At 72.6% G+C, this 26,078-nt stretch carries 24 protein-coding genes; 13 read left to right on the forward strand and 11 right to left on the reverse strand.

Features of this window, described 5'->3' with window-relative positions; translation table 11 throughout:
- The first annotated feature begins 59 nt into the window (after positions 1-59).
- Positions 60-1,130 (forward strand): sensor histidine kinase, encoded by a 1,071-nt coding sequence (locus NOCA_RS10855; protein WP_049774308.1) that lies wholly within the window; start codon positions 60-62, stop codon positions 1,128-1,130.
- Entirely contained in the window at positions 1,127-1,801 is a 675-nt protein-coding gene (locus tag NOCA_RS10860) for a response regulator (protein WP_011755322.1), read from the forward strand. Before NOCA_RS10855 ends, NOCA_RS10860 begins: the two co-directional genes overlap by 4 nt.
- Before the next feature lie 17 nt (positions 1,802-1,818).
- On the opposite strand, the gene NOCA_RS10865 is transcribed toward NOCA_RS10860, so the two are convergent.
- The 4 genes from NOCA_RS10865 to NOCA_RS10880 form a co-directional block, all read right to left on the reverse strand.
- Positions 1,819-2,736: a DUF5996 family protein gene (locus NOCA_RS10865; protein WP_011755323.1), complete on the reverse strand. Its 918-nt coding sequence runs from the start codon at positions 2,734-2,736 to the stop codon at positions 1,819-1,821.
- Positions 2,737-2,817: 81 nt separating this feature from the next.
- Complete coding sequence (gene nhaA, locus NOCA_RS10870) at positions 2,818-4,668, reverse strand: Na+/H+ antiporter NhaA (protein ID WP_011755324.1); 1,851 nt, start codon at positions 4,666-4,668, stop codon at positions 2,818-2,820.
- A gap of 13 nt (positions 4,669-4,681) precedes the next feature.
- Positions 4,682-5,020, reverse strand: coding sequence for a GNAT family N-acetyltransferase (locus tag NOCA_RS10875; RefSeq protein ID WP_011755325.1), 339 nt, complete (start codon positions 5,018-5,020; stop codon positions 4,682-4,684).
- Between the two features lie 95 nt (positions 5,021-5,115).
- Positions 5,116-5,685, reverse strand: coding sequence for a YceI family protein (locus NOCA_RS10880; protein ID WP_011755326.1), 570 nt, complete (start codon positions 5,683-5,685; stop codon positions 5,116-5,118).
- 104 nt (positions 5,686-5,789) lie between these two features.
- On the opposite strand from NOCA_RS10880, the gene NOCA_RS10885 reads away from it, so the two are divergent.
- Positions 5,790-6,266, forward strand: coding sequence for a MarR family winged helix-turn-helix transcriptional regulator (locus NOCA_RS10885; protein ID WP_011755327.1), 477 nt, complete (start codon positions 5,790-5,792; stop codon positions 6,264-6,266).
- A gap of 52 nt (positions 6,267-6,318) precedes the next feature.
- Positions 6,319-7,458 (forward strand): cytochrome P450, encoded by a 1,140-nt coding sequence (locus tag NOCA_RS10890; protein WP_011755328.1) that lies wholly within the window; start codon positions 6,319-6,321, stop codon positions 7,456-7,458.
- A 23-nt stretch (positions 7,459-7,481) separates the two neighbouring features.
- On the opposite strand, the gene NOCA_RS10895 is transcribed toward NOCA_RS10890, so the two are convergent.
- Complete coding sequence (locus NOCA_RS10895; RefSeq protein WP_011755329.1) at positions 7,482-7,742, reverse strand: GlsB/YeaQ/YmgE family stress response membrane protein; 261 nt, start codon at positions 7,740-7,742, stop codon at positions 7,482-7,484.
- A gap of 110 nt (positions 7,743-7,852) precedes the next feature.
- On the opposite strand from NOCA_RS10895, the gene NOCA_RS10900 reads away from it, so the two are divergent.
- Positions 7,853-9,400: a YjjI family glycine radical enzyme gene (locus NOCA_RS10900; protein ID WP_011755330.1), complete on the forward strand. Its 1,548-nt coding sequence runs from the start codon at positions 7,853-7,855 to the stop codon at positions 9,398-9,400.
- Positions 9,372-10,097, forward strand: a complete 726-nt coding sequence (locus tag NOCA_RS10905; protein WP_011755331.1) for a radical SAM protein — start codon at positions 9,372-9,374, stop codon at positions 10,095-10,097. The genes NOCA_RS10900 and NOCA_RS10905 overlap by 29 nt, the downstream gene beginning before the upstream one ends.
- Before the next feature lie 22 nt (positions 10,098-10,119).
- Here NOCA_RS10905 and NOCA_RS25745 read toward each other — a convergent pair whose 3' ends face one another.
- Genes NOCA_RS25745 through NOCA_RS10925 form a run of 4 tightly spaced genes read right to left on the reverse strand, consistent with a single transcriptional unit; the run spans position 10,120 to position 13,443 of the window.
- On the reverse strand, positions 10,120-10,812 hold the full coding sequence (locus NOCA_RS25745; RefSeq protein ID WP_011755332.1) for a hypothetical protein: 693 nt from the start codon (positions 10,810-10,812) through the stop codon (positions 10,120-10,122).
- Entirely contained in the window at positions 10,809-12,038 is a 1,230-nt protein-coding gene (locus tag NOCA_RS10915) for an NRAMP family divalent metal transporter (RefSeq protein WP_011755333.1), read from the reverse strand. The genes NOCA_RS25745 and NOCA_RS10915 overlap by 4 nt, the downstream gene beginning before the upstream one ends.
- Positions 12,035-12,487 (reverse strand): hypothetical protein, encoded by a 453-nt coding sequence (locus NOCA_RS10920; RefSeq protein WP_011755334.1) that lies wholly within the window; start codon positions 12,485-12,487, stop codon positions 12,035-12,037. The genes NOCA_RS10915 and NOCA_RS10920 overlap by 4 nt, the downstream gene beginning before the upstream one ends.
- Before the next feature lie 29 nt (positions 12,488-12,516).
- Positions 12,517-13,443, reverse strand: coding sequence for an alpha/beta hydrolase fold domain-containing protein (locus NOCA_RS10925; protein ID WP_011755335.1), 927 nt, complete (start codon positions 13,441-13,443; stop codon positions 12,517-12,519).
- A gap of 91 nt (positions 13,444-13,534) precedes the next feature.
- On the opposite strand from NOCA_RS10925, the gene NOCA_RS10930 reads away from it, so the two are divergent.
- Entirely contained in the window at positions 13,535-13,882 is a 348-nt protein-coding gene (locus NOCA_RS10930) for an MmcQ/YjbR family DNA-binding protein (protein ID WP_238383457.1), read from the forward strand.
- A 49-nt stretch (positions 13,883-13,931) separates the two neighbouring features.
- Positions 13,932-14,849: an HAD family hydrolase gene (locus tag NOCA_RS10935; RefSeq protein WP_238383458.1), complete on the forward strand. Its 918-nt coding sequence runs from the start codon at positions 13,932-13,934 to the stop codon at positions 14,847-14,849.
- Positions 14,850-14,921: 72 nt separating this feature from the next.
- Here NOCA_RS10935 and NOCA_RS10940 read toward each other — a convergent pair whose 3' ends face one another.
- Positions 14,922-15,236: a hypothetical protein gene (locus NOCA_RS10940; protein ID WP_011755338.1), complete on the reverse strand. Its 315-nt coding sequence runs from the start codon at positions 15,234-15,236 to the stop codon at positions 14,922-14,924.
- Between the two features lie 145 nt (positions 15,237-15,381).
- Positions 15,382-16,845, reverse strand: a complete 1,464-nt coding sequence (locus NOCA_RS10945; RefSeq protein WP_011755339.1) for a flavin-containing monooxygenase — start codon at positions 16,843-16,845, stop codon at positions 15,382-15,384.
- A 97-nt stretch (positions 16,846-16,942) separates the two neighbouring features.
- On the opposite strand from NOCA_RS10945, the gene NOCA_RS10950 reads away from it, so the two are divergent.
- From NOCA_RS10950 to NOCA_RS10975, 5 genes are all read left to right on the forward strand, one after another.
- Entirely contained in the window at positions 16,943-19,051 is a 2,109-nt protein-coding gene (locus NOCA_RS10950; RefSeq protein WP_011755340.1) for a PhoX family protein, read from the forward strand.
- Positions 19,052-19,338: 287 nt separating this feature from the next.
- Positions 19,339-21,840 carry a leucine--tRNA ligase gene (leuS, locus tag NOCA_RS10955; protein ID WP_041546471.1) on the forward strand — a complete coding sequence of 834 codons (2,502 nt, stop codon included), beginning with the start codon at positions 19,339-19,341 and terminating at the stop codon, positions 21,838-21,840.
- 22 nt (positions 21,841-21,862) lie between these two features.
- A complete protein-coding gene (locus NOCA_RS10960; RefSeq protein WP_011755342.1) occupies positions 21,863-22,717 on the forward strand; it encodes a DegV family protein in 855 nt (284 codons plus the stop codon).
- 123 nt (positions 22,718-22,840) lie between these two features.
- Positions 22,841-23,743, forward strand: a complete 903-nt coding sequence (locus NOCA_RS10970; protein WP_011755343.1) for a ComEA family DNA-binding protein — start codon at positions 22,841-22,843, stop codon at positions 23,741-23,743.
- Between the two features lie 4 nt (positions 23,744-23,747).
- Entirely contained in the window at positions 23,748-26,066 is a 2,319-nt protein-coding gene (locus NOCA_RS10975; protein WP_011755344.1) for a ComEC/Rec2 family competence protein, read from the forward strand.
- Positions 26,067-26,078 lie beyond the last annotated feature (12 nt).

Genomic DNA, 26,078 nt, shown 5'->3' on the forward strand with positions numbered 1-26,078 from the left:
GCCAGCGGAGCACAATGGTTCGACGCGCGTCCACCGGTGTCGAGATGGCGGGAGGAACGATGGTCCGCGGCAGCCTGAGCCTCGAGCGCCGGGTCGTCGGCTATGTGCTGGCGGCGGTGGGGTCTGCCGGCCTCCTCGCCCTGCTGGTCCCGCTGCGCGTTCACCTCGACCTAGCCAGTGAGGCGCTGCTCTTCCTCCTGCTGGTCGTCACCACCGCGATCGTCGGCGGTCTTGGCCCGGCGCTCCTCGCGTGCGTGCTGTGCTCGGCGATCCTGAACTTCTTCTTCACCGCTCCGTTCCACACCTTCCGCATCCACGAGGCCAGCGACATCGTGGCGGTGCTCGTGTTCGCGATGGTTGCTGTGATGGTCAGCTGGGTCGTCGATCTCGCTGCCCGGCGAGCGTCCGCGGTACGAGAAGCGGCCGAGCTCGAGGCCGGCAACCGGCTCCGCACCGCGCTCCTCGCCGCGGTCGGCCACGACCTGCGCACTCCGCTGGCGACTGCGAAGGCCGTCGTCTCCGGACTCCGTAGCCGCGAGGTGACGCTCGCTGAGGACGACCGCCACGAGCTCCTCGAGACCGCTGACGACGCACTCGACCGGTTGGCCGACCTGATCGACGACCTCCTCGACCTCAGCCGGCTGCAGGCCGGGGCGCTGCCGGTCCGCACCCGGGCGGTGCCGGTCGAGGACATTGTCGCCCGGGCGCTCGACGACCTGGGCGTGGTGCCTCGCGCCGTCGTCCTGGACCTGCCGGAGCAGGTGCCGGAGGTCCTGGTCGACCCCGCCCTGCTGGAGCGGGTGATCGTCAACGTCGTGGCCAACGCCCAACGCTACGCACCTGGTCCGCCGCTGATCACTGCGGCCGCCGTCGGGGATCGACTGGAGCTGCGCGTCATCGATCGCGGCCCGGGGATCCCGACTGCCGATCGGGACCGGGTGTTCGTCCCCTTCCAGCGGCTGGGTGACACCGGCCCGGCGGGCCTGGGACTGGGCCTGGCCCTCTCCCGGGGCCTGGTCGAGGCCATGGGGGGCCGCCTGGTGCTCGAGGAGACGGCCGGTGGCGGGCTGACGCTGGTCATCTCGTTGCCGACGGCATCGACCGCACCCCCCGTGCAGGTGACCCCATGAGCCGCGTCCTCGTGGTCGACGACGAGCCCCAGATCGTCCGGGCCCTTGCGATCAACCTGCGCGCGAGGGGGTACGAGGTGGTCGCCGCCGGGGACGGTGGCGAGGCGCTTGAGCTTGCGGCCGCGCACCCGCCCGATGTGGTCATCCTCGATCTCGGCCTGCCCGACCTCGATGGCGTCGACGTGATCGCCGGGCTCCGGGGCTGGACCGCCGTGCCGATCCTCGTGCTGTCGGGGCGCAGCGACAGCACCGACAAGGTCGATGCCCTCGACGCGGGTGCCGACGACTACGTCACGAAGCCGTTCGGGATGGATGAGCTGATGGCGCGGCTGCGAGCCATGCTGCGCCGCAACCAAGCGGTCGACCCGACACCCGCGGTGGCCTTTGGCGACGTCGTCGTCGACCTCACCGCCACCCGGGTGACGGTGCGGGGGCAGGAGATCCGGCTCACTCCGACCGAGTGGCACCTGCTCGAGGTCCTGGTCCGGCACCCCGGCAAGCTGATCAGCCAGCGGCAGCTTCTGCTCGACGTGTGGGGGCCGGGGTACGAGACCGCGCAGGGGAACCTGCGGCTCTATGTCGCCCAGCTGCGCCGCAAGCTCGAGCCGGATCCGTCCCGTCCCAGGTACTTCAGGACCGAGCCCGGCATGGGCTACCGGTTCGAACCCTGATGCGCAGGTAGGCCCACTCACGACCCGGGAGGTCGCTCCAGCCCAGCGCGGTCCCATCCACCGGTGGTCGCGGCCGCCTCGTAGGTGCGCTGCAGGAAGTCGAGCAGCACGGCATCGGGGTCGGCCGCGATGCGCACCGCGGTGTAGGGCAGCACGAACTCCCCGAGCTCGTCGTCGAACCGGGTGCCCTCCGGACCGCCCGCCAGGCTGCGGTAGCCGGGCGCCTCGGGGTAGGCGTAGGAGTAGAACATCCCCTCGCCCTCGCCGCCGGGCCAGTAACCGGCGCTGCTCACCTCGTGGGAGTAGGCCTCCTGCATGACGTGGGGGCCGCAGTTGGGCATGCCGCCGGGGTGGGGCGGGGCGGTGCGACCGGAGAAGCGGGTAGTCGCCAGGTCGAGCGCACCCCAGAACAGGTGCACCGGGCTGGACTTGCCCAGGTACCGCGACCGGAACACCGTCAGCACCCGCTCGACCTCCACGAGCGTGCGCCAGAACGCCGTCACCGCCTCGGCGTCGTACGCGCTGTGCCTCTCATCCTCGGGGAACGGGATCGCGTCGGGCAGCTCGACCGGCACCGGCCAGATCTCCGTCGTGAGGCCGAGGTCGTCCAGCAGCCCGACGAGCTCGGCGTGGAAGTCCCGCACCGACCGCGGCTCGAGCGCCATGGTCCGGGTCTCCCCGCGCGTAGTCGTGACGTCGAGCCGGTGCCGGAGGAGATCGAGGTCGATCGCGAAGCCGCGCCCGGGCTCGGCGGGCACGAGCGACGTGGTGAGCCCGCGGGCCGTCACGTACAACGGTGCGTTCCACCAGTGGTTGAGCAACGGCGTGCGGGCGATGCGGATCTTCCCGATCACCTGCAGCCAGAGGGTGAAGGTGTCCCGGGTGGGCTGCCAGTCGGCGACCCGCAGCTCAGGCCAGGCGGCGTTCGCGGGCATCGCTCTCCCTCCGGTACGACGGCGCCGTGGCGGCGCGGGCCGTCGACGACGACTGTAGCCAGGCCGGTCCTCGCGACCGGGTCACGTGCGCGACTCCTCGAGCGCCCGGGCCAGGGTCTCGGCGTCGTGCGGTCCGGTGTGCCGCACCCCGCCGACGAAGAAGGTCGGCGTCCCGCGGGCGCCGCTTGCCTCCGCACTCGCCACGTCCCTCCGGACCCGGTCGGCCGTGTCGTCCTCCTCCAGGTCGCGCAGGAACGCCTCGACGTCGAGGCCGAGGTCGGCGGCGTACCCCGCGAGGTCCTCGACCTCCAGCTCGCCCTGGTGCTCGAACAGCAGGTCGTGCAGCTCCCAGAAGCGACCCTGGTGGTCCGCGGCCACGGCGGCTCGGGCGGCCAGCTCGGCGTGCGGGTGCACGTCGACCAGCGGGAGGTGGCGGAACACGTAGCGCAGGTCGTCACCGAAGCGCTCCCGGAGCTCCGTGGTCACGCCCGTGGCCCGAGCGCAGAACGGGCACTCGAAGTCGCCGTACTCGACCAGCGTCAGCGGCGCGTCCTCCCGGCCGCGGACGTGGTCGTGCCGGGCGTCGACGGGCGGATCGAGGAACCTCGGCAGGTCGGCGTCGGTCTGGCCCCGGAGCACGGCGGCGGCGTGGAAGACCGCCCAGCCGAGACCGGTCGCCAGCACCGCCGCGATCAGGATCCCGACGGTCGCCCGGTCGCGCTGGTCGGACTCGAAGGCGAGCCCGGCGATCAGCAGCGCGACAGTGAAGCCGATCCCCGACAGCGCGCCGCCGCCGAAGACGTGGCCGAGCCGGACGCCGCGCGGGAGCCGACCGAGACCGGCACGGACGCCCGCCACCGAGGCCAGTCCGATGCCGGCCAGCTTGCCCAGGACCAGCGCCACCACCACGGCCCACGTGAGGCGGGAGGCCAGGGCGTCGCCCAGGACGCCGTCACGCAGGTCGACGCCGGCGTTCGCGAGGGCGAAGAGCGGTACGACGAGGTAGCTGGTCCACGGGTGCAGTGCGGCCTGCAGCCGTTCGTTGACCGACACCGCCTGGGCCAGCCCAAGGCGGGCGGACCTGCCGACCTGGACGTCGGGGGACTGCCGGAACGCCCGGAACCGCCTCGCGGCGCCCTCGACGGCCTCGCGGGTGGGGGAGTGGGCGGCGACGAGCAGCCCGCCGAGCATCCCCGCGATCGAGGCGTGCAGGCCCGACTGGACCGTCGCGATCCACAGCCCGAGGACGGCGAGCACATAGGGGGCCGCGCGCCACACGCCGAGCCGGCTCAGCGCGGCCATCAGCACGAGGAACACCGCCATCACGCCGATCGCGGCGGGGTCGAGGGAGTCGCTGTAGAACAGGCCGATCACACTGACCGCGACGATGTCGTCGATCACGGTGACGGTGAGCAGGAAGATCCGCAGCTGGGTCGCGAAGGTCGGGCCGACCACGGCCAGGGCACCCAGCAGGAACGCCGTGTCGGTGCCGATGACCACACCCCAACCGTGCGCGGCCGACCCAGGGGCGATCGCGACGTAGAGCAGCGCCGGGACGGCCAGGCCGCCCAGCGCCGCGAGCACGGGGATCGCCGCGCGGCGCGGATCGGTGAGCTCGCCGACGGAGAACTCGCGGCGGACCTCCAGGCCGATCACGAAGAAGAACAGCGCCATCAGGCCGTCGTTGACCCAGTGCCCGAGGTCCATCGACAGGTCCCAGCGGGACACGGAGACGGCCGCCTGCGCGCTCCACAGCGACTCGTAGCTGCCGGACCACCGCGAGTTCGCCCAGAGGAGGGCCAGGGCCGTGGCGCCGAGCAGGAGGCCCGCGCTGCCGGCCTCGGTGTTCAGGTAGCGACGTACGGGGACCGAGAGCTGTGCGGCCAGGGACCGGCGCCGGGCCCGCGTCTGCCCGCGGCCTTCGGCGCGCATGCGCGCCGCCACGTCAGCGGGCCGCGCCTGGCTCGGTGCCGGCCGGGAGGTCGAAGCGCTCGCGGTCGCGGACCGGTACCAGGTCGAGGTACTTGTCGGGGTTCTCGGCGATCACGTTGCGAACGTACGGGCAGAACGGCAGTACGGCGAGCCCGCGTCGGCGCGCGTCGGCGAGCTCGTCCGCGACGAGCTTGCGGGCCAGGCCCCGCCCGGTGAACCCAGGCCCGAGCTCGGTGTGGGTGAACGAGATCCGGCCGTTCCGCAGCCGGTAGTCGGTGAAACCCGCCAGCTCGTCGTCCACGTGGATCTCGTAGCGCTGCTTCTCGGGGTTGTCGAGCACGACGGTTGCCATCGGGCGTCCGGCCTCCTGGGGTCGTCAGGGAAACGGAGAAGGGGGGTCGGTCGGCTACGCCGACCGACCCCCCTTCTCGGTGGTTCGTGCCTCGGTCAGGCGCTCTTGATCGCGGAGACCTCGAACTCGAGGACGATCTTCTCGCCCACGAGGACGCCGCCGGTCTCGAGCGCGGCGTTCCAGGTGATCCCGTAGTCCTTGCGGTTGATCGTGACCGAGCCCTCGAAGCCGGCGCGCAGGTTGCCGAAGGGGTCGGTGGCCGCGCCCTCGAACTGGAACGGGATCGTCACCGACTGCGTGACGCCCTTGATCGTCAGGTCGCCGACCAGGTCGAAGGAGGTCGCGCCGGTGCTGCGGACGTCGGTGGAGACGAAGGTGATGGTCGGGTACTCGTCCATCGCGAGGAAGTCGTTGCTGCGCAGGTGGCCGTCGCGCTGCTCGTTGCGGGTGTCGATGCTGGCGGCCTGGATGGTGACGGTGACCTTCGAGGCGCCGAGGTTGCTGCCGTCGACGATGGCGGTGCCCTCGAACTCGTTGAACGCGCCGCGGACCTTGGTGACCATCGCGTGCCGGGCGACGAAGCCGACCCGGGTGTGCGAGGCGTCGAGGGTCCAGGTGCCGGTCAGGTCGGAGACGGTGGCGGGGGTGACGGGGGCGGTGGTCATGCGAGGCTCCTAGTGGTGTGCTGATGGTGGCTAGTGGTTGATGTATCAACTACTCTGCCATCAACCTAGGTGACGTGTCAACTATTCCCGGGTACGCTCTTCCCATGAGTACCGACGTCGAATGGCTGAGCGCCGAGCAGGAGCAGGTCTGGCGCCGCTGGCTGAGCCTGAACGCGATGCTGCCGGCCGCCCTGCACCGCGAGCTGCAGGCGGACGCCGGCCTCTCGCTGCCGGACTTCGACGTGCTCGTCCACCTCACCGACAGCCCCGCGGGTCGGGTCCGCGTGAGCGACCTCGCCCACGCCCTGCAGTGGGAGAAGAGCCGGGTCTCCCATCACGTCACCCGGATGGAGCGCCGGGGACTGGTCCGCCGCGAGGACTGCCCGGACGACGCGCGCGGGTCGTTCGTCGTCGTCGCGCCCGCCGGCCGGGCGGCGATCGAGCAGGCGGCCCCCGGGCACGTGCGCGCGGTGCGCGACCTGATCTTCGACCACCTGACCGGCGACGATCTCGCCAGCCTCGACGTGATCACCCGCAAGGTGCTCGCCCGCCTGACGACCTCCGCCCCGGCTGCGAGCTGAGCGTCCCGACCCCGCGGGTAGCGTGGGACGCCGGTCGACGGAAGGAACGGGTGTGGGCGAGCCGGTCGAGATCGACACCGGACAGGCGGACCAGCGCGCCGTCTACGACGCGCTGCGAGCCCGCTGCCCGGTGGCCCACGAGGACGGGGCCTGGGTGGTGCTGCGGCACGCGGAGGTGGTCGCTGCGGCCACGGACCCGGCGCGCTTCTCCAGTGACGTCACCGGCCGACGGGCGATCCCCAACAGCCTGGACGGCGCCGAGCACGCGGCGTACCGCGCCGTCGTCGACCGCTACCTCACGTCCGAGCGCGTGGCCCGGCAGGAGCCCGGCTGCCGCAGGCATGCAGTCGCCATCGTCGACGCGCTGCCGCGCGACGTCACCGTGAAGACCATTGGCGGGATCGGCGTGCCGTACGCCGTGCGCTCCCAGTCCTCCTGGCTGGGCTGGCCGGCCGAGCTGGAGGCAGAGCTGGTCGCCTGGTTGCAGGACAACCACGCCGCCACCCGGTCCGGGGACCGCGCCCGGACCATGGAGGTGGCCGAGCGCTTCGACCACCTCATCCGCACCCTGCTCGACGAGCGGCGGGACGGTCCGGTGGTCGACGTCACCGGCGAGCTGCTGCGGGAGACCGTGGACGGTCGGCCGCTGACCGACGAGGAGGTCGTCTCGATCCTGCGCAACTGGACGGCCGGAGACCTCGGCTCGCTGGCCACCTCGGTCGGTGTGATCGTGCACTTCCTCGCGGCCAATCCGGCCCCGCAACGCGACGTCCGCGCACTCGTCGAGGCTGGGGACCGCGCCGGCGTGGAGGCGGCGGTCGAGGAGATCTTGCGCATCGACGACCCGTTCATCGCCAACCGTCGGCGAGCGACCAGGACGGTCGAGCTCGGCGGCGAGACGATCCCCGAGGACGACCGGCTGCTGCTCAACTGGACCGCCGCCAACCGCGACCCGCTGGTCTTCGGAGACCCCGACGAGTACGACCCGGTCGGGCACGCCGCAGCCAACCTGGTCTTCGGCATCGGCCCGCACGTCTGCCCGGGTCGCGAGCTCACGCTGATGGAGCTGCGGGTGGTCGTCGAGGAACTGCTGGCGCGCACCACCTGGCTCGAGCCCGCGCTCGACCGGCCGGCCGTGCGCGAGACGCCTCCGGTCGGCGGCTGGGCCCGGGTGCCCGTGGTCCTGCGCTGATTCCCGCCCGGGGACGGTGCGGGTCAGGCGCGGGTGCGGTCCGTCCCGGCGACCGACTCCGCTGCACCGATCAGCAGCACCGCAGCGATCACCGCGAGCACGAAGCCGAGCACGTTGAGCTCCCAGATGCTGCCGGTGCCGAACAGCTGCGCGATCAGACCGCCGATCAGTGACCCGACCAGGCCCAGGCCCAGGGTCGCGAGGATGCCGAGGTTCTGGCGGCCCGGCTTGATGAGGCGGGCGAGGGCTCCGATGATGAGCCCGGCCACGAGGAAACCGATCATGCTTCCAACGTAACCGCTGCCCGGGCGGTCGAAACCGCCGCAGCCGTTCCGTCCGGGTTGGGGCCCTTCGGCCCTTTTTTCCCCGGGACCTCGGTCCGCATGCTGGAGGCATGGAGCTGCCCGAGCTGCGCCGTCAGGCGCGCGAGACCGTCGACGACCCCACCCTGACCTTCCGCCAACGGATGCACCGTCTCGCAACGCTCGCCGAGAACTCCCTGGAGCCGCCCGAGGTTTCCGCGGCGTGTGCCGAGGCCCTCGACAAGCGGATCATCTGCGACATGTACGAGGGCAACGCGCCGCACCGGCCGCGCTATTTGCTGCCCGACTTCGCGCTGCTGCTGCGCAACGGCTCGGCGTTCCTCGAGCTCGGGCCGGCGACCGACCTGGACGAGGCGCTCGCCACGCTGCTCATCGGCTACAGCCAGGTGCCGTCCATCACCGGCTACCCCGTGTGGCTCGGGGACCTGGACGCGCTCCTGGAGCCGTACGTCGAGGGTGTCTCCGAGGAGGAGCTGCACCGCAAGCTGCGGCTGTTCTGGATCTCCCTGGACCGGATGTTCCCCGACGCGTTCACCCACGCGAACCTCGGCCCGGACGACAGCCGGGTCGGTCGGATGGCCCTGCGCCTGGAGCGCGAGCTGCTCCAGGTGGTGCCGAACCTCTCGCTCAAGGTCGACCCCGAGCGCACCCCGGACGACTACGTCCGCGACGCGGTCGAGACCGTCTTCGCCTGCGGCAAGCCGCACTTCGTCAACCACCCGATGATGGTCGGCGACCTGGGGGCGGCGTACGGCGTCGTGTCCTGCTACAACTCGCTGGTCGCCGGCGGCGGCTCGCACACCCTGACCCGGCTGAACCTGCGCGAGGTCGCGCTGCGCCACGAGGGCGAGCGCACCTCGTTCCTCGACGAGCTGCTGCCGCGCTACGTCGAGCTGACCGCCGAGCTGATGGAGGCGCGGATCCGGCACCTGGTCGAGGAGGCCCGCTTCTTCGAGCACTCCTGGCTGGTCACCGACGGTCTGCTGCACCTGGACCGCTACGCCGCGATGTTCGGCGTCTACGGCCTCGCGGAGGCGGTGTCGATCGTTCTCGAGCACGAGGGTGTCGAGGCCCGCTACGGGCACGACGACGTCGCGGACGAGCTCGCGCTCCAGATCCTCACCCGCGTGCACGAGCTGGTCGCGGCCCGGCCGATGCCCTACTGCGAGGGGAACGGCGGGCGGGCGTTCCTGCACAGCCAGTCGGGCATCGACTCCGACCTCGGCGTGACCGCCGGCTGCCGGATCCCGGTCGGCGACGAGCCGGACCTGCTGCGGCACCTGCGCACGATCACCCCGAACCACGCGCTGTTCCCGGCGGGCATCAGCGACGTCCTCGCCTTCGACGACACCGCGCGGCGCAACCCGGACGCCGTGGTCGACGTGATCCGGGGCGCGTTCCGGACCGGGATGCGGGACGTGACGTTCAACCTGGACAGCAACGACTTCATCCGGATCACCGGCTACCTGGTGCGCAAGTCCGACCTGGCGAAGATCGAGCACGGCGCGCGGCACGACAGCACGTTCCTCGCTGCCGGCTCGGTCGCGCAGTCGCACGTCGACCGGAGAGTGCCGAAGCGGATCGTCGCCCATGAGATCGACGCCGGTCCGGCTCGCTGACGTCATCCCGTTCTCCTGGGTCGACGGACCGGGGAACCGGTTCGTCGTCTTCGTCCAGGGCTGCTCGTTCGACTGCCTGGCCTGCCACAACCCCGAGACCATCGCGCCCTGCGGGCCGGCCAGCCGGGTGAGCTCGGTCGGGGAGCTGCTCGAGCAGATCCGGGTCGCCGAGCCCTACCTGTCCGGAGTGACGGTCTCTGGCGGGGAGGCGACCGGCCAGTGGCGGTTCGTGCGCGACCTGTTCACCGAGGTGCGCGCGGACCCGCAGCTGGCTCGCCTGACGACGTACGTCGACTCGAACGGGCACGCGCTCCCGCGGGTCTGGGACGAGCTGTTGCCGGTGGCCGACGGGTTCATGATCGACCTCAAGGCCCTCGATCCCGAGGTGCACCGCCGGCTCACCGGACGCGGCAACGAGCTGGTGCTCGACTCGATCCGCTACCTGCACGGTCAGGGCCGGCTGCACGAGGTGCGGCTGCTGCTGGTGCCCGGGTACAACGACAGCCCGGACCAGCTCGCCCGGACGGCGGCGTGGCTCGCCGACCTCGACCCGCGCCTGCGGGTGGTGGTCATCGGCTTCCGCCGGCACGGCGTCCGCCCGGAGCACCAGCACCTCCCGGAGGCCACGCCGGAGCTGGTCGCCGACGCCCGGCGGGTGTTGGCCGAGGCCGGCCTCGGGGCGGTCGTCACCGTCTGACGCGGCGACGCGCGATCCGCACTCAGCCGAAGGCGTGGGCGGGGGCCTCGCTCGGCCGCTCGCGGAGCCGGATGGTCGACTCCGCCCAGGAGATCTCCGCCGCCTCGGCGCCGGCGATCACGGTGTGCCGGTGCAGGCGGCGTACGACGGTCCGGACGAGCCACGGGCCCTGGTCCCCGCGCCGGTCGTAGCCCAGCAGCGAGCCGGGGCGGCCGTGCCCGACGATCAGTGAGCAGAGGACCATCGAGCCGTCGGCTCCGGGTTCGAACCGAGCGTCGAGCACCCGCCCGATCCGCTCGCCCTCGGGGCCGAGGACCGCCATCCCGGTCAGCCGCGAGAGGCGGTGACCCTCGCGGTCGCGGCGCAGCACCCCGTCGCGTCGTACCGAGAGGTGCAGGGCGCTGTCGAGGCGGTCCACGTCCTCCATGCCGATGCGCCACGGGCGGGTGCGGTGCGGCTCGGCGGGCTTGAGCTCGGCCCACTTCCGCACGAGCGCACCGCCGGTCCGGCCACCCAGCCGGGCGAGGAGCGCAGCGGGTCCGGTCAGCACCGCGGTGATCGCCAGGCGCTCGCCGACCTGGGTGAGCTCGACGTCGTCGACCTTGCCGAGCAGTGCCCCGTCACAGTCGATGAGCTGTCGGTCGAGCAGGTGCAGGGCGCCGTCGATCCGCCCCTCGAGCCGGTTCTCCCGGCGCTCGTCGCTGTCGCCGCTCACTGGCCCATCCTCGTCCAGATCATCAGGGGGAGCGCTGCTACCGCGGCCACCCCGATCACGACCAGGTAGATGCTGCCCAGACCGTTGGCCAGTCGCCCGTTGACGTGCTCGCCCATGTAGTCCGGGTCGTTGGCCACCACGAGGATCGGGAAGTACGTCAACGGCAGCGCCACCGCCGAGAACACCACCGACACCTCCGTGACCAGGATCGGGTCGACCGCGGTCATCAGGAAGGCCGTGGCGGCGAGCGTGGCGAGCACCAGCACGGCGTGGAAGGAGACCGCCTGGCTCGGGCGGACGTACTTTCCCCACTGGGTGCCGAAGTACTGCCCGATGCTGTAGCCCACGCTGAGGCCCGTCTCGCAGGCGGCTCCGAACGTCGCCGCGACGAAGCCGAGGATGGCGATGGCGAGCCCGACCTTGCCCAGGGCGGCGGCGACCGGCAGGCCGACCTGGCCGAGGCTGTCCACGCTGATCTCGGACGGGCCGAGCACCATCCAGGCGCTCCCGGCGATCGCCAGCGACAGCAGGCCGCCGAGCGGGAAGCCGACGAAGACGTTGGCGCGCATCGTCGGGATGTCTTTCGGGGTCCACCCCTCCTCGACGCCGCCGGAGGAGAAGAAGAAGACCTCGTACGGCGTCATCGCCGCGCCGAACAGCGCGACGGAGTAGTACGCGAAGGTCCGCCAGTGCTCGTCGGACGGCTTCTCGGCGGCCGCGGCCTGCTGGGCGAGGGCGCCCCAGTCCGGTCCCAGCTGCCACAGGCCGACGGCGAACACGATCAACGCGAGCCCGAGCAGGCCCAGCACGTTCTCGATCGCGCTGAACTTCGCCCGCCACAGCAGCAGCCAGACGAGCAGGCCGACCAGCGGCACGATCAGCAGGAGGTGCACGGAGGCGACCAGCTGGAGCGAGAGGGCGACACCGCCGATCTCGGCCACGAACGTGAGGAACGTGATCAGCATCGAGGAGAGCAGGTTGAGCAGGCCGAGCCGAGGGCCGAGCCGCTCGCGCACGAGGTCGAAGGTCGCCCGCCCACTGACCGCCGCGACCCGGCCGGACATCTCGGCGAAGACGCAGATGCCGAGGACGCCGACGACGACCACCCACGCCATCGAGAGGCCGAAGCGCGCGCCGACCTGTGCGTTCGTGACGAGGTCGCCGATGTCGACGAAGCCGCCGATCGCGGTGAGGATGCCGAGCGCGACGGCGAAGTACTTCTTCACCGCAGGCCGTCCGCGGCCTGGGTGAGCTTGCGGTCCAGCTCCTCGAGCTGGTCGAGCAGCTTCGGGTACTCGTCGCTGTCACGGCGCACGATGGCGATCCGCACCTCGCTGACCAGGTCGGAGGCGTCGGACATCAGGCTGGTGACCCGCTTGTACGTCGCGTCGTCGCGCGGCTCGGGCTGCTCCCCGCCGAACTTGGCCATCGTCGCGCCCACCGCGGACTCGCTGTCCTGTGCGACGACCTGCTGGTACTTGCCCGGCACCTTGTTCTCGCGCTCCAGGCGGAGCAGCAGGGCGACGGTGGCTACCTGGCTGGCCGTGTCCTCCAGGGCCTGGCGGGCCTGGTCGGTCCACGAGTTGTGGTCGGGCGACTGGGGTGCGCAGCCGCCGCCCAGGAGCACCACCAGCGCGGTGCCCAGGGCCGCGAGCACACGCGCGGTCGATCTCACGCCGGCTCCGTACCCAGAGGGTCGGAGCGTCAATCGGTCGCCGATCGACGCACGAGGCTGCGCAGCAGCCCGCGGGTGCGCCGACCCTCGGGGATGGCCCGGGTCATCCAGACGTGGAACATCGACGGCACCTCGATCACGTCCAGGGCGGCGCCGGCACCCTCGGCGCGCGCGGCGAGCGTGTTGACGGCCGGCCGCAGGATGTCGCGGTCGCCGATGAGCACGTGCAGGGGTGGGAGGCCGGAGAGGTCGCCGTGGACCGGGCTCACGGACGGGTCGGCGGGGCCGCGCTCCGCGGCCCACCACCGTCCGGCCGCGCGCAGCCCGGACTCGGCGAGCATCGGGTCGCTGGCCTCGAGGCCGGCGACCTCGTCCTCGTCGAGGGTGGCATCGAGCCAGGGACACAGCGCCACCACCGCGGCCGGCTGCGGGCCGCCAGCGTCGCGGAGCTGCTGCGCGAGCACGATGACGAGCGCGCCGCCCGCGGAGTCACCCATGAGGACCGTCGGGAGGTCATCCGCGCCGGTGCTCGCCGCGGCGAGCCGGGTGAGCTGGGGGAGCACCTGCCCCACCGTGGCACCGGGCGCCAGGGGGTACGCCGGCACGGCTACCTCGGCCGGGGTGCGGACCAGCGCACGCACGAGCCGCCAGTAGTCAGGGGTCAACGGGTGCACGTAGCCACCGCCGTGGAGGTAGAGCACCCGCGCCACGGGTCGCCGCCATCGGGCGGTCGCCGTCCACACCTCCAGGTCGCCGATCGTGGTCGTCGTGACCCGGCAGGCCAGGCGGGTCAGCAGGGTGGGTGGCCGGTCGCCCTTGCGCTGCCGGTCCAGGGCGGTCCGGCGGGTGCGCTCGGCTCCCTCGAACGCCTGCTTGTCTCGCGCCAGACGCATCAACGCGACGTACCCGCGCGCCCGCAGGCTCGCCGGTCGGTCGTCGACGTGCCAGGTGACCATGCCGCCCATCCTGACGGACCGGCGGTGAGCCGGGCAGGCTCCTGGGGCGACGCACCGAGGGCCAAGGAGCCTCGTGCGGGAGGATCGCGCCGTGAGCTCGATCGACGACTTCCTGGGCCTGGTCGCACAGCTGCCGGGCGTGGCACGCACGGACCGGGCCCGGTGGTCGCAGTTCGACGTCCTCGGCCAGCGCTTCGGCTATCTGTGGGAACGGACCCTGACCGTGGGGCTGAAGCAGACGATCGCCGAGCAGCTGGGACTGGTGGCGGAGCGGCCGGACGTGTTCGAGGTGCAGTTCACGGCGCACGGCTTCGGCTGGGTCGTCGTGTACCTGGAGAGGGTCGAGCGGGACGAGCTCGCAGAGCTGGTCTTCGAGGCGTGGCGGCTCTCCGCGCCGGTCGAGATGGTGGCCGAGCGCGCCGACCGGCTCCCGGTGTGAGGGCGCGATAGCACCGCCCGGAACCAGAACCTGTTCCAGCCAGGTGCCCATGCCCGGACCCGGCCCGGACGGCTTCAACCTGTCGACGGCCTTCGCCGCTGTCGGCCGGGCGGTGCCCGACCAGGAGTTGCTGGTCTGGCGCGACCGCCGGCTCCCGTACGCCGAGGTGGATGCCCGGGTCGACGTCGTCGAGCGCTCGCCGTCGGGCAAGGCCGACTACCGCTGGGCCCGACCTCCGCGACCTCCGTGGGCGCCGCCCGAGCATGAAGGTCGGGTGACCGGGCACCGACGGCGCATGGCCTCCTTCGACACCGTCGTCCTCGACATCGACGGCACGCTGCTCGACTCCAACTACCACCACGCCCTGGCCTGGTCGCGCGCCTTCGACAAGGTCCTGGACCGGCACGTCCCGGCCGCTGTGATCCACCGCCACATCGGGATGGGCGGGGACCGGCTGGTCGCCGCCGTCGCCGGCGACGACGTCGAGGACCAGCACGGCGACGAGGTGCGCGAGCGCTGGGAGAAGGAGTACGACGAGGTCATCGACCAGACCCGGCTCTTCGAGTCGGCCCGCGAGCTGCTCGTCGCGATCGGTGCGGCCGGCCTGAAGGTGGTGCTGGCCAGCTCCAGCATCCCCAAGCACGCCGAGCGCCCCCTGGAGCTGCTGCGAGCCGGCGAGCACTCCGACGCCTGGACCACCAGCGAGGACGCCGAGGAGTCCAAGCCCGACCCGGAGCTGCTCGACGCGGCGCTGGAGAAGGTCGCCGGAGGCCGCGCGCTGATGGTCGGCGACGCCGTCTGGGACGTCGAGGCCGCCGACGCCCAGAGGATCCCGACGATCGGACTGCTCTGTGGCGGCACCGGACGCCAGGAGCTGCTCGACGCGGGCGCGGTCGCCGTGTACGACGACCCGGCCGACCTGATCGCGCACCTCGGCGAGGCGCTCGAGGCCGCCAACAGGAGCTGATGGTTGGTGACCGCTGGTGCCGGCGGGCCCCCGTCCCGCCGGCACCGGTCATGGGGTCGGTCGCCTAGTCGCTCACCGCGATCGTCCAGTAGCTGTCGACCGGGGCCCCGCGGCGTCGAAGCAGTACACGCTCACGCTGCTGTTCCCCCAGGAGCCGATCGTGCACCAGGTCGGGGTGCCGCCGTAGCCGGAGACGACGACGTTGCCGCCGTTGAGGTTCAGCCCGGCGAAGGTGATCGCGTAGCTGCCGGTGCTGTTGTGCACGACGTTCACGGTGCCGCCGGACCGGTTGCAGGTGTAGCCGTTGTTGGTCAGGTTCGCGCTGGCGCTCGGGGAGCTGTTCCACGCGTAGGCGCGCACGATCCCCAGGTCGCCGGTGCCGAACATGCTCGACCTGTCGACTGCGCCGTCGGCGAGGTCGGTCCCGGTGACGCCGCCGTTCTTGAGGTCTGGAGGGGATGGTCAGCCCCAGCAAAGGCCAGATCCCGGGGACCCACATGACCCGAACGGGCTACCAGAACGGCGCGTCTGGCTATTTCGCCCGCTGCAGGTCGACCTCCTGCAGCTCGCTCCAGTCGACGGTCGCGGTGCGCTGCTTGTACTCGGTGACCAGGCCCGGCCAGTTGGTGGTGATCCGGTCGCCGTCGACGTACCAGCTGTCGCATCCTGCCCACACGCTCTCGCCGAGCCGCCCCTGCATCTCCCGGTCGTAGACCTCCCAGACGTCGCGGCGCACGGCGACCCGGTGCGCGCGGCCGTCGGCGATCCGGCGGGCGACCTGGGCGATCCAGCCGGCCTGGGCCTCCATCATCGCGATGATCGAGCTGCCGCCGAGGTTGGTGTTGGGTCCGTAGACGCAGAACAGGTTGGGGAAGCCCGGCACGGTCAGCCCCAGGTGGGCGCGGGCGCCGTCCGCCCACAACTCCTTGAGCGAGACCCCGCCCGCGCCGCGCACGTCGATGCCGGCCAGGAACTCGGTCGCGGCGAAGCCGGTGCCCCAGATCAGCACGTCCGCCTCGTGCAGGGCACCGTCGGCGGTGCGCACGCCGGCCGGCTCGATGCCGGTGATCCGGTCGGTCACGACCTCGACGTGATCACGGTCCAGCGCGGGGTACCAGTCGTTGGAGAACAGCAGGCGCTTGCAGCCGATCGGGTAGTCGGGCACCAGCCTGTGACGCAGCTCGGGGTCCCGGACCTGGCGCCGGAGCTGGAGCCGCCACGCGGCCCGCAGCGCGGCGATCATCGGCCGTGAGATCGGCGACTCACCGGCCAGCGCGCCGTTGAGTCGCTCGGTGAGCCAGTACACCGCGCGGCGCTCGGCAGCCGGGATCCCCGGCCACCGGCGGAACAGCCGGTGGTGGCGCGGTCGGTAGGCCTGGTCCGGCTTGGGGACGACGTACGGCGCGGACCGCTGGAAGATCGTGATCGCGCCGACCCGGTCCACGATCCCGGGCACGAACTGGATCGCGCTGGCGCCGGTGCCGACCACGGCGACCCGCTTCCCGGTCAGGTCCACGTCGTGGCGCCAGTGTGCCGAGTGGAAGGCCGGGCCGGCGAACGTCGACGCCCCCGGGATCGCCGGCACCACCGGGTTCGACAGCTGTCCCACTGCCGAGACCACCAGGTCGGCCGTCACCGTCCCGGTGCTGGTGGTGACCCGCCAGGTCGACGTGGCGTCGTCGTACTCGACCGCGGAGACCTCGACGCCCGTGCGCACCAGCTCCAGCAGGCCGTCCGCGGCGGCGGTGCGCCGGATGTAGTCGAGGATCTCCGGCTGCGGTGAGTACCGCCGTCCCCACTCCGGGTTGGTCGCCCAGGACCAGGAGTAGAGCGGCGAGGGGACGTCGCACGCGGCGCCGGGATAGGTGTTGTCCCGCCACACGCCGCCGATCTCGTCGGCCCGCTCCAGGACCGTCACGTCCGTGACTCCTGCCTGCCTGAGGGCATGAGCCATTCCCAGCCCACCGAACCCGGCGCCGATCACGACCACGTGCATGGTGCAGACCGTAGCGGTCCGGGTCGTCGGCCGTCGTTCACGTGCGGGTCACGTTCCTCCCGCCGAGACGGCACCTGCGGTCCCTAGGTTCCGGTCCATGACGACTGCCCCCGCACCCCACGACCGCCCGCTGCTGCCCGTGCACCCGGTCGGCTCCGGCAACCGGCACGGCTCCCGGAGCCACCTGACCTGCTACTTCCGCTGCGGCAACGCCTGCGACCAGCCCGAGCCCAACCGCAGCGACAACGGGCACATCCAGGACGAGATCGCGAAGGCCGTCCAGCGCCGCTCCGTGCTCAAGGGCGCCGCCGTCGGATCGGGCGCGCTCGTCGTGAGCGGCCTGGTCGGCGCCGCGGAGGGTGCGGCGGCGGCCCCGGCGACCGCCGCGAGCGGGAGCGGTATGGCGGGCCGTGGGGCCCGCGACAGCCTGGCGAAGGCAACCTTCACTCCCGTGGCGCCGAACAAGCGCGATGCCGTGACCACGGCCGACGGATTCGACCACCACGTGGTGATCCGGTGGGGAGACCCGGTCGAGGCCGGCGCGCCCGCGTTCGACCCCCACCGCCAGACCATGAGCGCGGCGATGAAGCAGTTCGGCTACAACTGCGACTACGTCGGCGTGCTGCCGGTCCCCGGCGACGACAAGCGGGCCCTGCTCGTCGTCAACCACGAGTACACCGACGAGAACATCATGTTCCCGTCCACCGGTTACACGTCGGTCGACATCAAGCAGGTCGCGATGGCCAACCACGGGATGTCGGTCGTGGCCATCAAGCGCGGCCTGGTGCCCGGCTCCTGGTACCGGGAGACCAACCTGCGCGCCACGCCGTACAACCGCCGGATCCACATCCACACCCCGTTCGTCGTCGACGGCCCGGCCGCGGGCGACGAACGGCTGCGCACCTCGGCCGACCCGACCGGCACCCGGGTGCTCGGCACGCTGAACAACTGCGCGGGCGGCACCACGCCGTGGGGCACGGTGCTCTCGGGCGAGGAGAACTTCAACCAGTACTTCGACAAGTCCGGCAGCCTCGACTCCCGCTACACCGCGCAGTACGCCCGTTACGGCATCACCGGCAGCGGCACCAAGGGGTGGAAGGACGTCGACAGCCGGTTCGACCTCACCACCGAGCCGCACGAGCCGCACCGGTTCGGCTGGATCGTCGAGATCGACCCGTTCGCGCCGGACGAGGCGCCGCGCAAGCACACGATGCTCGGGCGGTTCAAGCACGAGGGCGCGAACATCGTCATCGCGAAGAACGGCCGGGCGGTCGCCTATCTCGGCGACGACGAGCGGGGCGACTACATCTACAAGTTCGTCTCCGCCGACCGGTTCGACGCGCGCCGGGGCGCGGCCGCCCGCCGCCGCAACAAGACGCTGCTCACCAAAGGCACCCTCTACGTCGGCAAGTTTGTCGGCGACGGCTCCGAGGACGGCGTGTACGACGGCACCGGCCAGTGGCTCCCGCTGTGCACCGACACCGAGTCCTTCGTCGAGGGCATGTCCGTGGCGGACGTGTTGATCTTCACCCGCCTGGCCGCCGACAAGGTCGGCGCGACGAAGATGGACCGGCCCGAGGACGTCGAGCCCAACCTCGTCAACGGCAAGGTGTACGCCGCGCTCACCAACAACTCGAACCGTGGCAAGGCCGGCATGGAGGCCGACGAGGCGAATCCGATCACCTCCTCGATGGTCCGCTCGGCGATCGGGGCGCCGCTGACCTCCGCCTCCGGCAACCGCAACGGCTACATCCTCGAGCTGACCCCCAGCTCCGCCGACCACGCCGGCACGTCGTTCACCTGGGACCTGATGCTGGTCTGTGGTGACCCGGCCGCGGCGGAGACCTACTTCGGCGGCTACGACAAGTCCGGCGTGAGCCCGATCAGCTGCCCGGACAACGTCAGCTTCGACGACGACGGCAACCTCTGGATCGCCACCGACGGCAACGTGCTCGGCTCCAACGACGGCATCTTCCGGGTGCCGACCAAGGGCCCCGAGCGCGGCCGGGTCCAGCAGTTCGTCACGATGCCGCGCGGTGCCGAGGCCTGCGGCCCGTTGATCGCCGACCAGGACCGGTCGCTGTTCTTCGCGGTCCAGCACCCCGGGGAGATCGACGGCGCGACCTTCGAGGACCAGGCCAGCACCTGGCCGCACAGCGACGACTTCCCCCGCCCCTCGGTCTGCGTGGCGTTCCGCCAGGCCTGACCGCGTCGGCTGCGGGCCTCGGGACGTCATACGACCCGTGCGTTCTCTGAGCGTGGCGGTGTATGACGTCCCGGGGTTAGCACGCACACTCAACAAGAGAGCCCGACTCGGCCCGGTCGGGCGACTGTGGCCCTCCGGCGCGGGAGGGGTACCCTGGCTCCATGTGGAGGACCCTGCTCCTTACCTAGCCGCGTCGATCGCACTACCTCGACGCGGCTGCCCCTCGTGCCCGAGGGGCTTTTTTGTGCCCGGAGCAGCCCCACGACACCAGAGCTGAGAGAGACGAGATGAGCGAGCAGACCCAGCAGGCCGCGCAGCCGGCCGAGACCGCGGCGTACGACGTGCGCGCGATCCAGGACAAGTGGCTGCCCGTGTGGGAGCGGCTGGACCCGTTCCGCGCGGACGACTCGTCGCCGCGGGAGAAGAAGTACGCGCTCACGATGTTCCCCTACCCAAGCGGCGACCTGCACATGGGCCACGCGGAGGTCACCGCCCTGCACGACGTGGTCGCGCGCTACTGGTGGCAGCGCGGCTACGAGGTGCTGAACCCGATGGGCTGGGACTCCTTCGGCCTGCCCGCCGAGAACGCCGCGATCCGCAACGACGAGCACCCGGCGACTTACACCTACGCCAACATCGAGACGCAGTACGAGTCCTTCAAGCGGTACGCCGTCTCCTTCGACTGGTCGCGCCGGCTGCACACCTCCGACCCCGAGTACTACCGCTGGACCCAGTGGCTGTTCCTGAAGTTCCGCGAGCGCGGCCTGGCCTACCGCAAGTCCTCGCCGGTCAACTGGTGCCCCAACGACCAGACCGTGCTGGCCAACGAGCAGGTCGTCGACGGCCGCTGCGAGCGCTGCGGCGCGGAGGTCACCAAGCGCGAGCTGACCCAGTGGTACTTCAAGATCACCGACTACGCCCAGGAGCTGCTGGACCGCCTGGACGACCTGGAGCCGACCTGGCCGGCGCGGGTCGTGACCGCGCAGCGCAACTGGATCGGCCGCTCGGAGGGCGCGCACGTCGACTTCGTCGTCGACGGGCGCGACGAGCCGATCACCGTCTACACGACCCGCCCGGACACGATCTTCGGCACGACGTTCATGGTGGTCGCGGTGGACTCGCCGCTGGCCGCCGAGCTGGTCACCGACGCGCAGCGGCCGGCCTTCGAGGCCTATCGCGAGGAGATCCGCAAGGAGACCGAGATCGAGCGGCTGTCGACGGACCGCCCGAAGACCGGCGTCGACCTGGGGGTCACCGCGACCAACCCGGTCACCGGCACGCAGATCCCGGTCTGGGCGACCGACTACGTGCTGGCCGACTACGGCACCGGCGCGGTGATGGGCGTCCCGGGCGGCGACCAGCGCGACTGGGAGTTCGCGACCGAGATGGGTCTGGACATCGTCCGGACCACCCAGACGCCGGAGGGCTTCGACGGCGAGGCGTACCACGGTGAGGGACCAGCCATCAACTCGCCGGCCCCCGGCGCCGACGCGCCGCTGGACATCAACGGGCTGCCGGTCGACGAGGCCAAGCGGGCGACCATCGAGTTCCTGGAGCAGCAGGGCACCGGCGCCGGCGCAGTGAACTTCCGGCTGCGGGACTGGCTGCTGAGCCGCCAGCGCTACTGGGGCGTCCCGATCCCGATCATCCACTGCGACGCGTGCGGCGAGGTCGCCGTGCCCTACGACCAGCTGCCGCTGGAGCTGCCCGAGCTGCGCGGCGCCGACCTGAAGCCGAAGGGCGTCTCGCCGCTGGCGGCCGCCGAGGAGTGGGTCAACGTGGCCTGCCCGGAGTGCGGCGGAGCCGCCACGCGGGACAGCGACACCATGGACACCTTCGTCGACTCGTCGTGGTACTTCCTGCGCTACTGCTCGCCGGATTACACCGAGGGCCCGTTCGACGTCGAGAAGGCGAAGGCGTGGATGCCGGCCGACATCTACGTCGGCGGTGTCGAGCACGCCGTGCTGCACCTGCTGTACGCGCGCTTCTTCACCAAGGTGCTGCGCGACATGGGGATGCTGGAGGTGGACGAGCCGTTCGCCGCCCAGCTGAACCAGGGCATCGTCATCAACCAGGGCAAGAAGATGAGCAAGTCGCTGGGCAACGGCGTCAGTCTGGGGGACCAACTAGCGGAGTTCGGGGTGGACGCGGTACGCGTGACGCTGGTCTTCGCCGGCCCGCCGGAGGACGACATCGACTGGGCGGACGTGTCCCCGGCCGGCGCCCTGCGGTTCCTGCAGCGCGCCTGGCGGCTGTCGGGTGACGTCACCTCCGAGGCCGGTACGCCGGCCGCCGGTGGCGACGTCGCGCTGCGTCGCGTCACGGCCCGGACCGTGCACGATGCTGCTGAGCTGATCGAGTCCTACCGGTTCAACGTGATGGTCGCCCGGGTGATGGAGCTGGTGAACGCCACCCGCAAGGCGATCGACGGGGCCCCCGGACCGGCCGACCCCGCGGTGCGCGAGGCGACCGAGACGGTGGCGATCCTGCTGTCGCTGGTCGCGCCGTACGTCGCCGAGGAGATGTGGGAGCGGCTGGGCCACGAGCCCACCGTCGCCCGTGTCGGCTGGCCCGAGGTGGACCCCGCGCTGCTGGTCGAGGAGCAGGTGACCGCCGTGGTCCAGATCCAGGGCAAGGTGCGCGCCCGGCTCGAGGTCGCTCCCGACATCTCCGAGGCCGACCTGGAGCAGCTGGCGATGGCCGACCCCGCCGTGGTCCGGGCGATCGACGGGCGCCCGGTGCGCAAGGTGATCGTCCGGGCGCCGAAGCTGGTCAACGTCGTCGTCTAGGACCGTGCCCTAGCCTTCGGGCATGCCGGTCGTCATCGTCACCGACTCGACCGCCAGCCTTCCTCCGGAGGTGGCGGCCGAGCGCGGCGTGCGGGTGGTGCCGTTGCAGGTGGTGATCGGAGCCACCGTGTACGACGAGGGCGCCGACGGCGCGACCCCGGAGCTGGTGGCGGCCGCACTCAAGGACTGGCTGCCGGTCAGCACGTCCCGGCCCGGGCCGGCGGCGCTCCTGGAGGTCTACGAGCAGGCGGCCCGGGACGGCGCCACCGAGGTCGTCTCGATCCACCTGTCCGGCCAGATGAGCGGCACCTTCGAGTCCGCCCAACTGGCCGCGCGCGACGCCTCGATCCCGGTGCTCCCGGTCGACACCCGCCAGGTCGGGGTGGCGACCGGGTACGCCGTGCTCGCGGCCGCCGACGTCCTCGACGCCGGGGGAGACGCGGAGGCTGCCGCGGAGGCGGCCCGGGCCCGGGCCGAGCTCTCGGCCTCGTTGTTCTACGTCGACACCTTGGAGTACCTGCGCCGTGGCGGCCGGATCGGCAAGGCGGCGGCCCTGCTCGGCGGCGCCCTGTCCGTGAAACCGCTGCTCCAGATCGAGGACGGCGTGGTCGCCTCGCTGGAGCGGGTCCGCACCTCGGCGCGTGCGCTCGCGCGCCTGGAGGAGCTCGCCGTGCTGGCGGCCGGCGAGGTGCCGGTGGACGTCTCCGTGGCACACCTGGCCAATCCCGAGCGCGCGGGCCAGCTCGCCGAGCGGCTCGCGCACCGCCTCGAGGCCAACCTCGAGGGCCGGGAGGTCTGGTGTGGCGAGCTCGGCGCGGTGCTGGGCGCCCACGTCGGCCCCGGCATGATCGCGGTCTGCGTGGCGCCTCGGCTCTGACCCGAGGGCGGGCGTCGGCTACGGGGCCCGCGCGGCGTCCACAGGGCGGTGCTGCGGCACGACCGTCCACATCCGCCCGCGCCGACGCGGGCCGCGGTCCGCGCCCCTGCCTAGCGTCGCGGCATGCCCACCACCCGACCCGTCCGTCCTCGCCCCGAGCGTCAGGAGGTCGTCGCCCGCCGGCTCGCGTTGCTGCACGCCGAGCTGGCGGGTGCCCGCCCGCCGGCCCCGCCGCCCGACCCGCCCCCTGCGCCACTGGCCGAACCACTGGCCGAACCCCTGGCCGAACCCCTGGCCGAACTCCTGGCCGAGCCGCCCGCGGTGCCCGTCCCCGGACGGCACGCCTCCCGGCGACCCGGACGTTCGGTCGCCGTGCTGCCTGCGACCCTGCGCGGTCGGGTGGCCCTGGGGCCGGCGCAGCTGGCGGTCGTCGCGCTGGTCGTCGCCCTCGGGCTCGGCGTGACGAGCTGGTGGGTGGTCCGCGGGGACGCCGATCGGCTCGAGGCGCCCGCGCTCGAGCCGACCGGCGCGGCCCTGGTCAGCGAGGGGCCGCTCTCTGACGCCTCCCCGGTCGCCGCTGAGGCCACGGCTTCCCCTGCGACGGTCACCGTGGACGTGACCGGGAAGGTGCGCCGGCCCGGGATCGTCGTGCTCGACACCGGCGCCCGGGTCGTGGACGCCCTCGAGGCGGCCGGAGGCGCCCGTCGGGGCGTCGACCTCTCCGGGCTGAACCTCGCCCGGGTCCTCGTCGACGGCGAGCAGGTCGTGGTGGGGGAGCCGGCGCCCACGCCGCTCGGGGCGGCCGCGGTGCCGACCCCCGGGGCGCCAGGCGGGCCACTGGTCGACCTCAACACCGCCACCCAGGCCGAGCTCGAGGCGCTGCCGGAGGTCGGCCCCGTCACGGCACAGGCGATCCTCGCGTGGCGCGACGAGCACGGTGGCTTCACCTCGGTCGACGAGCTCCTGGAGGTCGACGGCATCGGCGACGCGACGCTCGGGCAGCTCGCCCCGTTCGTGACGGTCTGAGCACGTGGCCGAGGTCCAGCGCCGCCGACCGCCGGACCTGCGGATGCTGCTGCTCGGCGGCGTGGCGTGGGGCGGGGCTCTGGCAGCCCGTGCGCTCGGATGGTGGTTGCTCCCGGCGGCGTTGGGGATCGGCCTGGTGGCCTGGCCGCTCGCCCACGGCCGCGGACGGGCGGCGGTGCGCACAACCGCGGCGGTCGTCGTCGTCGCCGCCGCGGTGGGTGCGGTCGCCGTGCTGCGACTCGATCAGGTCGCCCACAGCCCGGTCGCGCGCCTCGCCCAGGAGGGCGCGGCAGTGCGCCTGGTCGGCACCGTGACCTCGGATCCGCGGCGCACCGAGGGCCGGTTCGGCGAGGTCGTGACGGTGCGCCTCGACGTCCGCGAAGTGACCGGACGCGGAGCGACGTACGCGCTCGTTGCCCCGGTGCTGGTGCTGGCCGACGACGACTGGGCGGACCTGCCGCTGGGCGCCACGGTCACGGGCAGCGGCCGGCTCTCGGTCGCTGAGGGCGGCGACCTCGCGGCGGTGCTCGGTGCCCGGGGCCCGCCGGAGGTGGTCGACGACCCGGACGTGTGGTGGGATGCCGCCGCCGCGGTCCGCGGCTCGATCCGCGGGGCCGTCGCCCACCGGCCCGACACCCAGCGGGCGCTGGTCCCCGCGCTGGTCGACGGCGACGACGCCGCCGTCGACGAGGCGCTCGCCGAGGACTTCCGGACCACCGGGCTGACCCACCTGCTCGCCGTCTCGGGCACCAACCTCACCCTGGTGGTCGGGTTCGTGCTCGTCCTCGCCCGCTGGTGCGGGGTCCGTGGCCGCCTGCTGTATGCCGTGGGCGCGCTGGGGATCGTCGGCTTCGTGCTCCTGGCCCGCACCGAGCCGAGCGTGCTGCGGGCCGCGGTGATGGGAGCGGTCGCGCTGTTCGCGATGGGTCCCGAGGGTCGGGAGCGCGGTTCCCGGGCGCTCGGCGTCGCGGTGCTCGCGCTCCTGCTGGTCCGCCCGGATCTCGCCGCGTCGGCGGGCTTCACGCTCTCGGTGCTCGCCACGGCCGGCATCCTGCTGCTCGCACCGGGCTGGCGCGACGCCCTCGCGCGCTGGCTGCCCCGCTGGGTGGCCGAGGCGATCGCGGTGCCGGCCGCGGCCCAGCTGGCCTGCACCCCGGTCGTCGCAGCGATCTCCGGCCAGGTCAGCCTGGTCGCCGTCGCTGCCAACCTGGCCGCTGCCCCTGTCGTGGGCCCGGCGACCGTGCTCGGGCTCGGCGGCGGCCTGGCGGGCCTGGTGTGGGAGCCGGCCGGCCGGCTGCTCGGGACGCTCGCCGGCTGGTGCGTCGGCTGGCTCGTCGTGGTCGCGACCCGGGGTGCCCGCCTGCCGTCCGCGGCGCTCGGATGGGGGACCGGGGCGGTCGCGCTGGCCCTACTGACCCTGGTGGTGGTGGCGATCGCGCTCGCCGGCCCACTGCTCCTGCGCCGCAGGTCCACCGGGCTGGGGTGCTGCGCGCTGCTCGTCGCGACCGTGCTGGTGCGGCTGCCGACGCCGGGCTGGCCGCCCGACGGCTGGGTCCTGGTCGCGTGCGACGTCGGCCAGGGTGACGCGCTGGTGCTCAACGCCGGGCCGCACGCCGCGGTCGTCGTCGACGCCGGACCGGACCCGACCCTGGTGGACGCCTGCCTCGACCGGCTCGACATCGACAGCGTGCCGTTGGTGGTGCTCACCCACTTCCACGCCGACCACGTCGACGGCCTGCCCGGGGTGCTCGACGGTCGCACGGTCGGCGCCATCGAGACGACCCGGCTGCTCGACCCGCCGGTGGGGGTCACCGAGGTCGCCGACGCGCTGGCCGGGACCGGGCTGGCGACCGGGCCCGCGCCGTACGGTGCCACCCGGCACGTGGGTGCGGTGTCCTTCCAGGTGCTGTGGCCACCGGCGGACTCCCCGACCGTCGGCCCCGGCGACGGGAGCACCGCCAACGAGGCCAGCGTGGTGCTGCTGGTGGAGGTGCGCGGCGTGCGGATCCTGCTGGGCGGCGACATCGAGCCCGAGGGCCAGGCCGCGCTCGCACGGGCGCTGCCGGGGCTACGGGTGGACGTGCTCAAGGTGCCCCACCACGGCAGCCGCTACCAGGACGAGGACTGGCTGCTGAGCCTCGGCGCGCGGGTGGCGCTCGTCTCGGTCGGGGCCGACAACGACTACGGCCACCCCGCCGCGGAGACCCTCGCGCCCCTCGAGGCGGCCGGCGTACGGGTGCTGCGCACCGACCGCGACGGCGACCTCGCGGTGCTCGCCGACCGCGACGGCTCGGGCGCCGGGCTGTCGGTGGCCACGCGTTAGGGTATGCCCACC

Source organism: Nocardioides sp. JS614 (assembly GCF_000015265.1).
Classification (GTDB): domain Bacteria; phylum Actinomycetota; class Actinomycetes; order Propionibacteriales; family Nocardioidaceae; genus Nocardioides.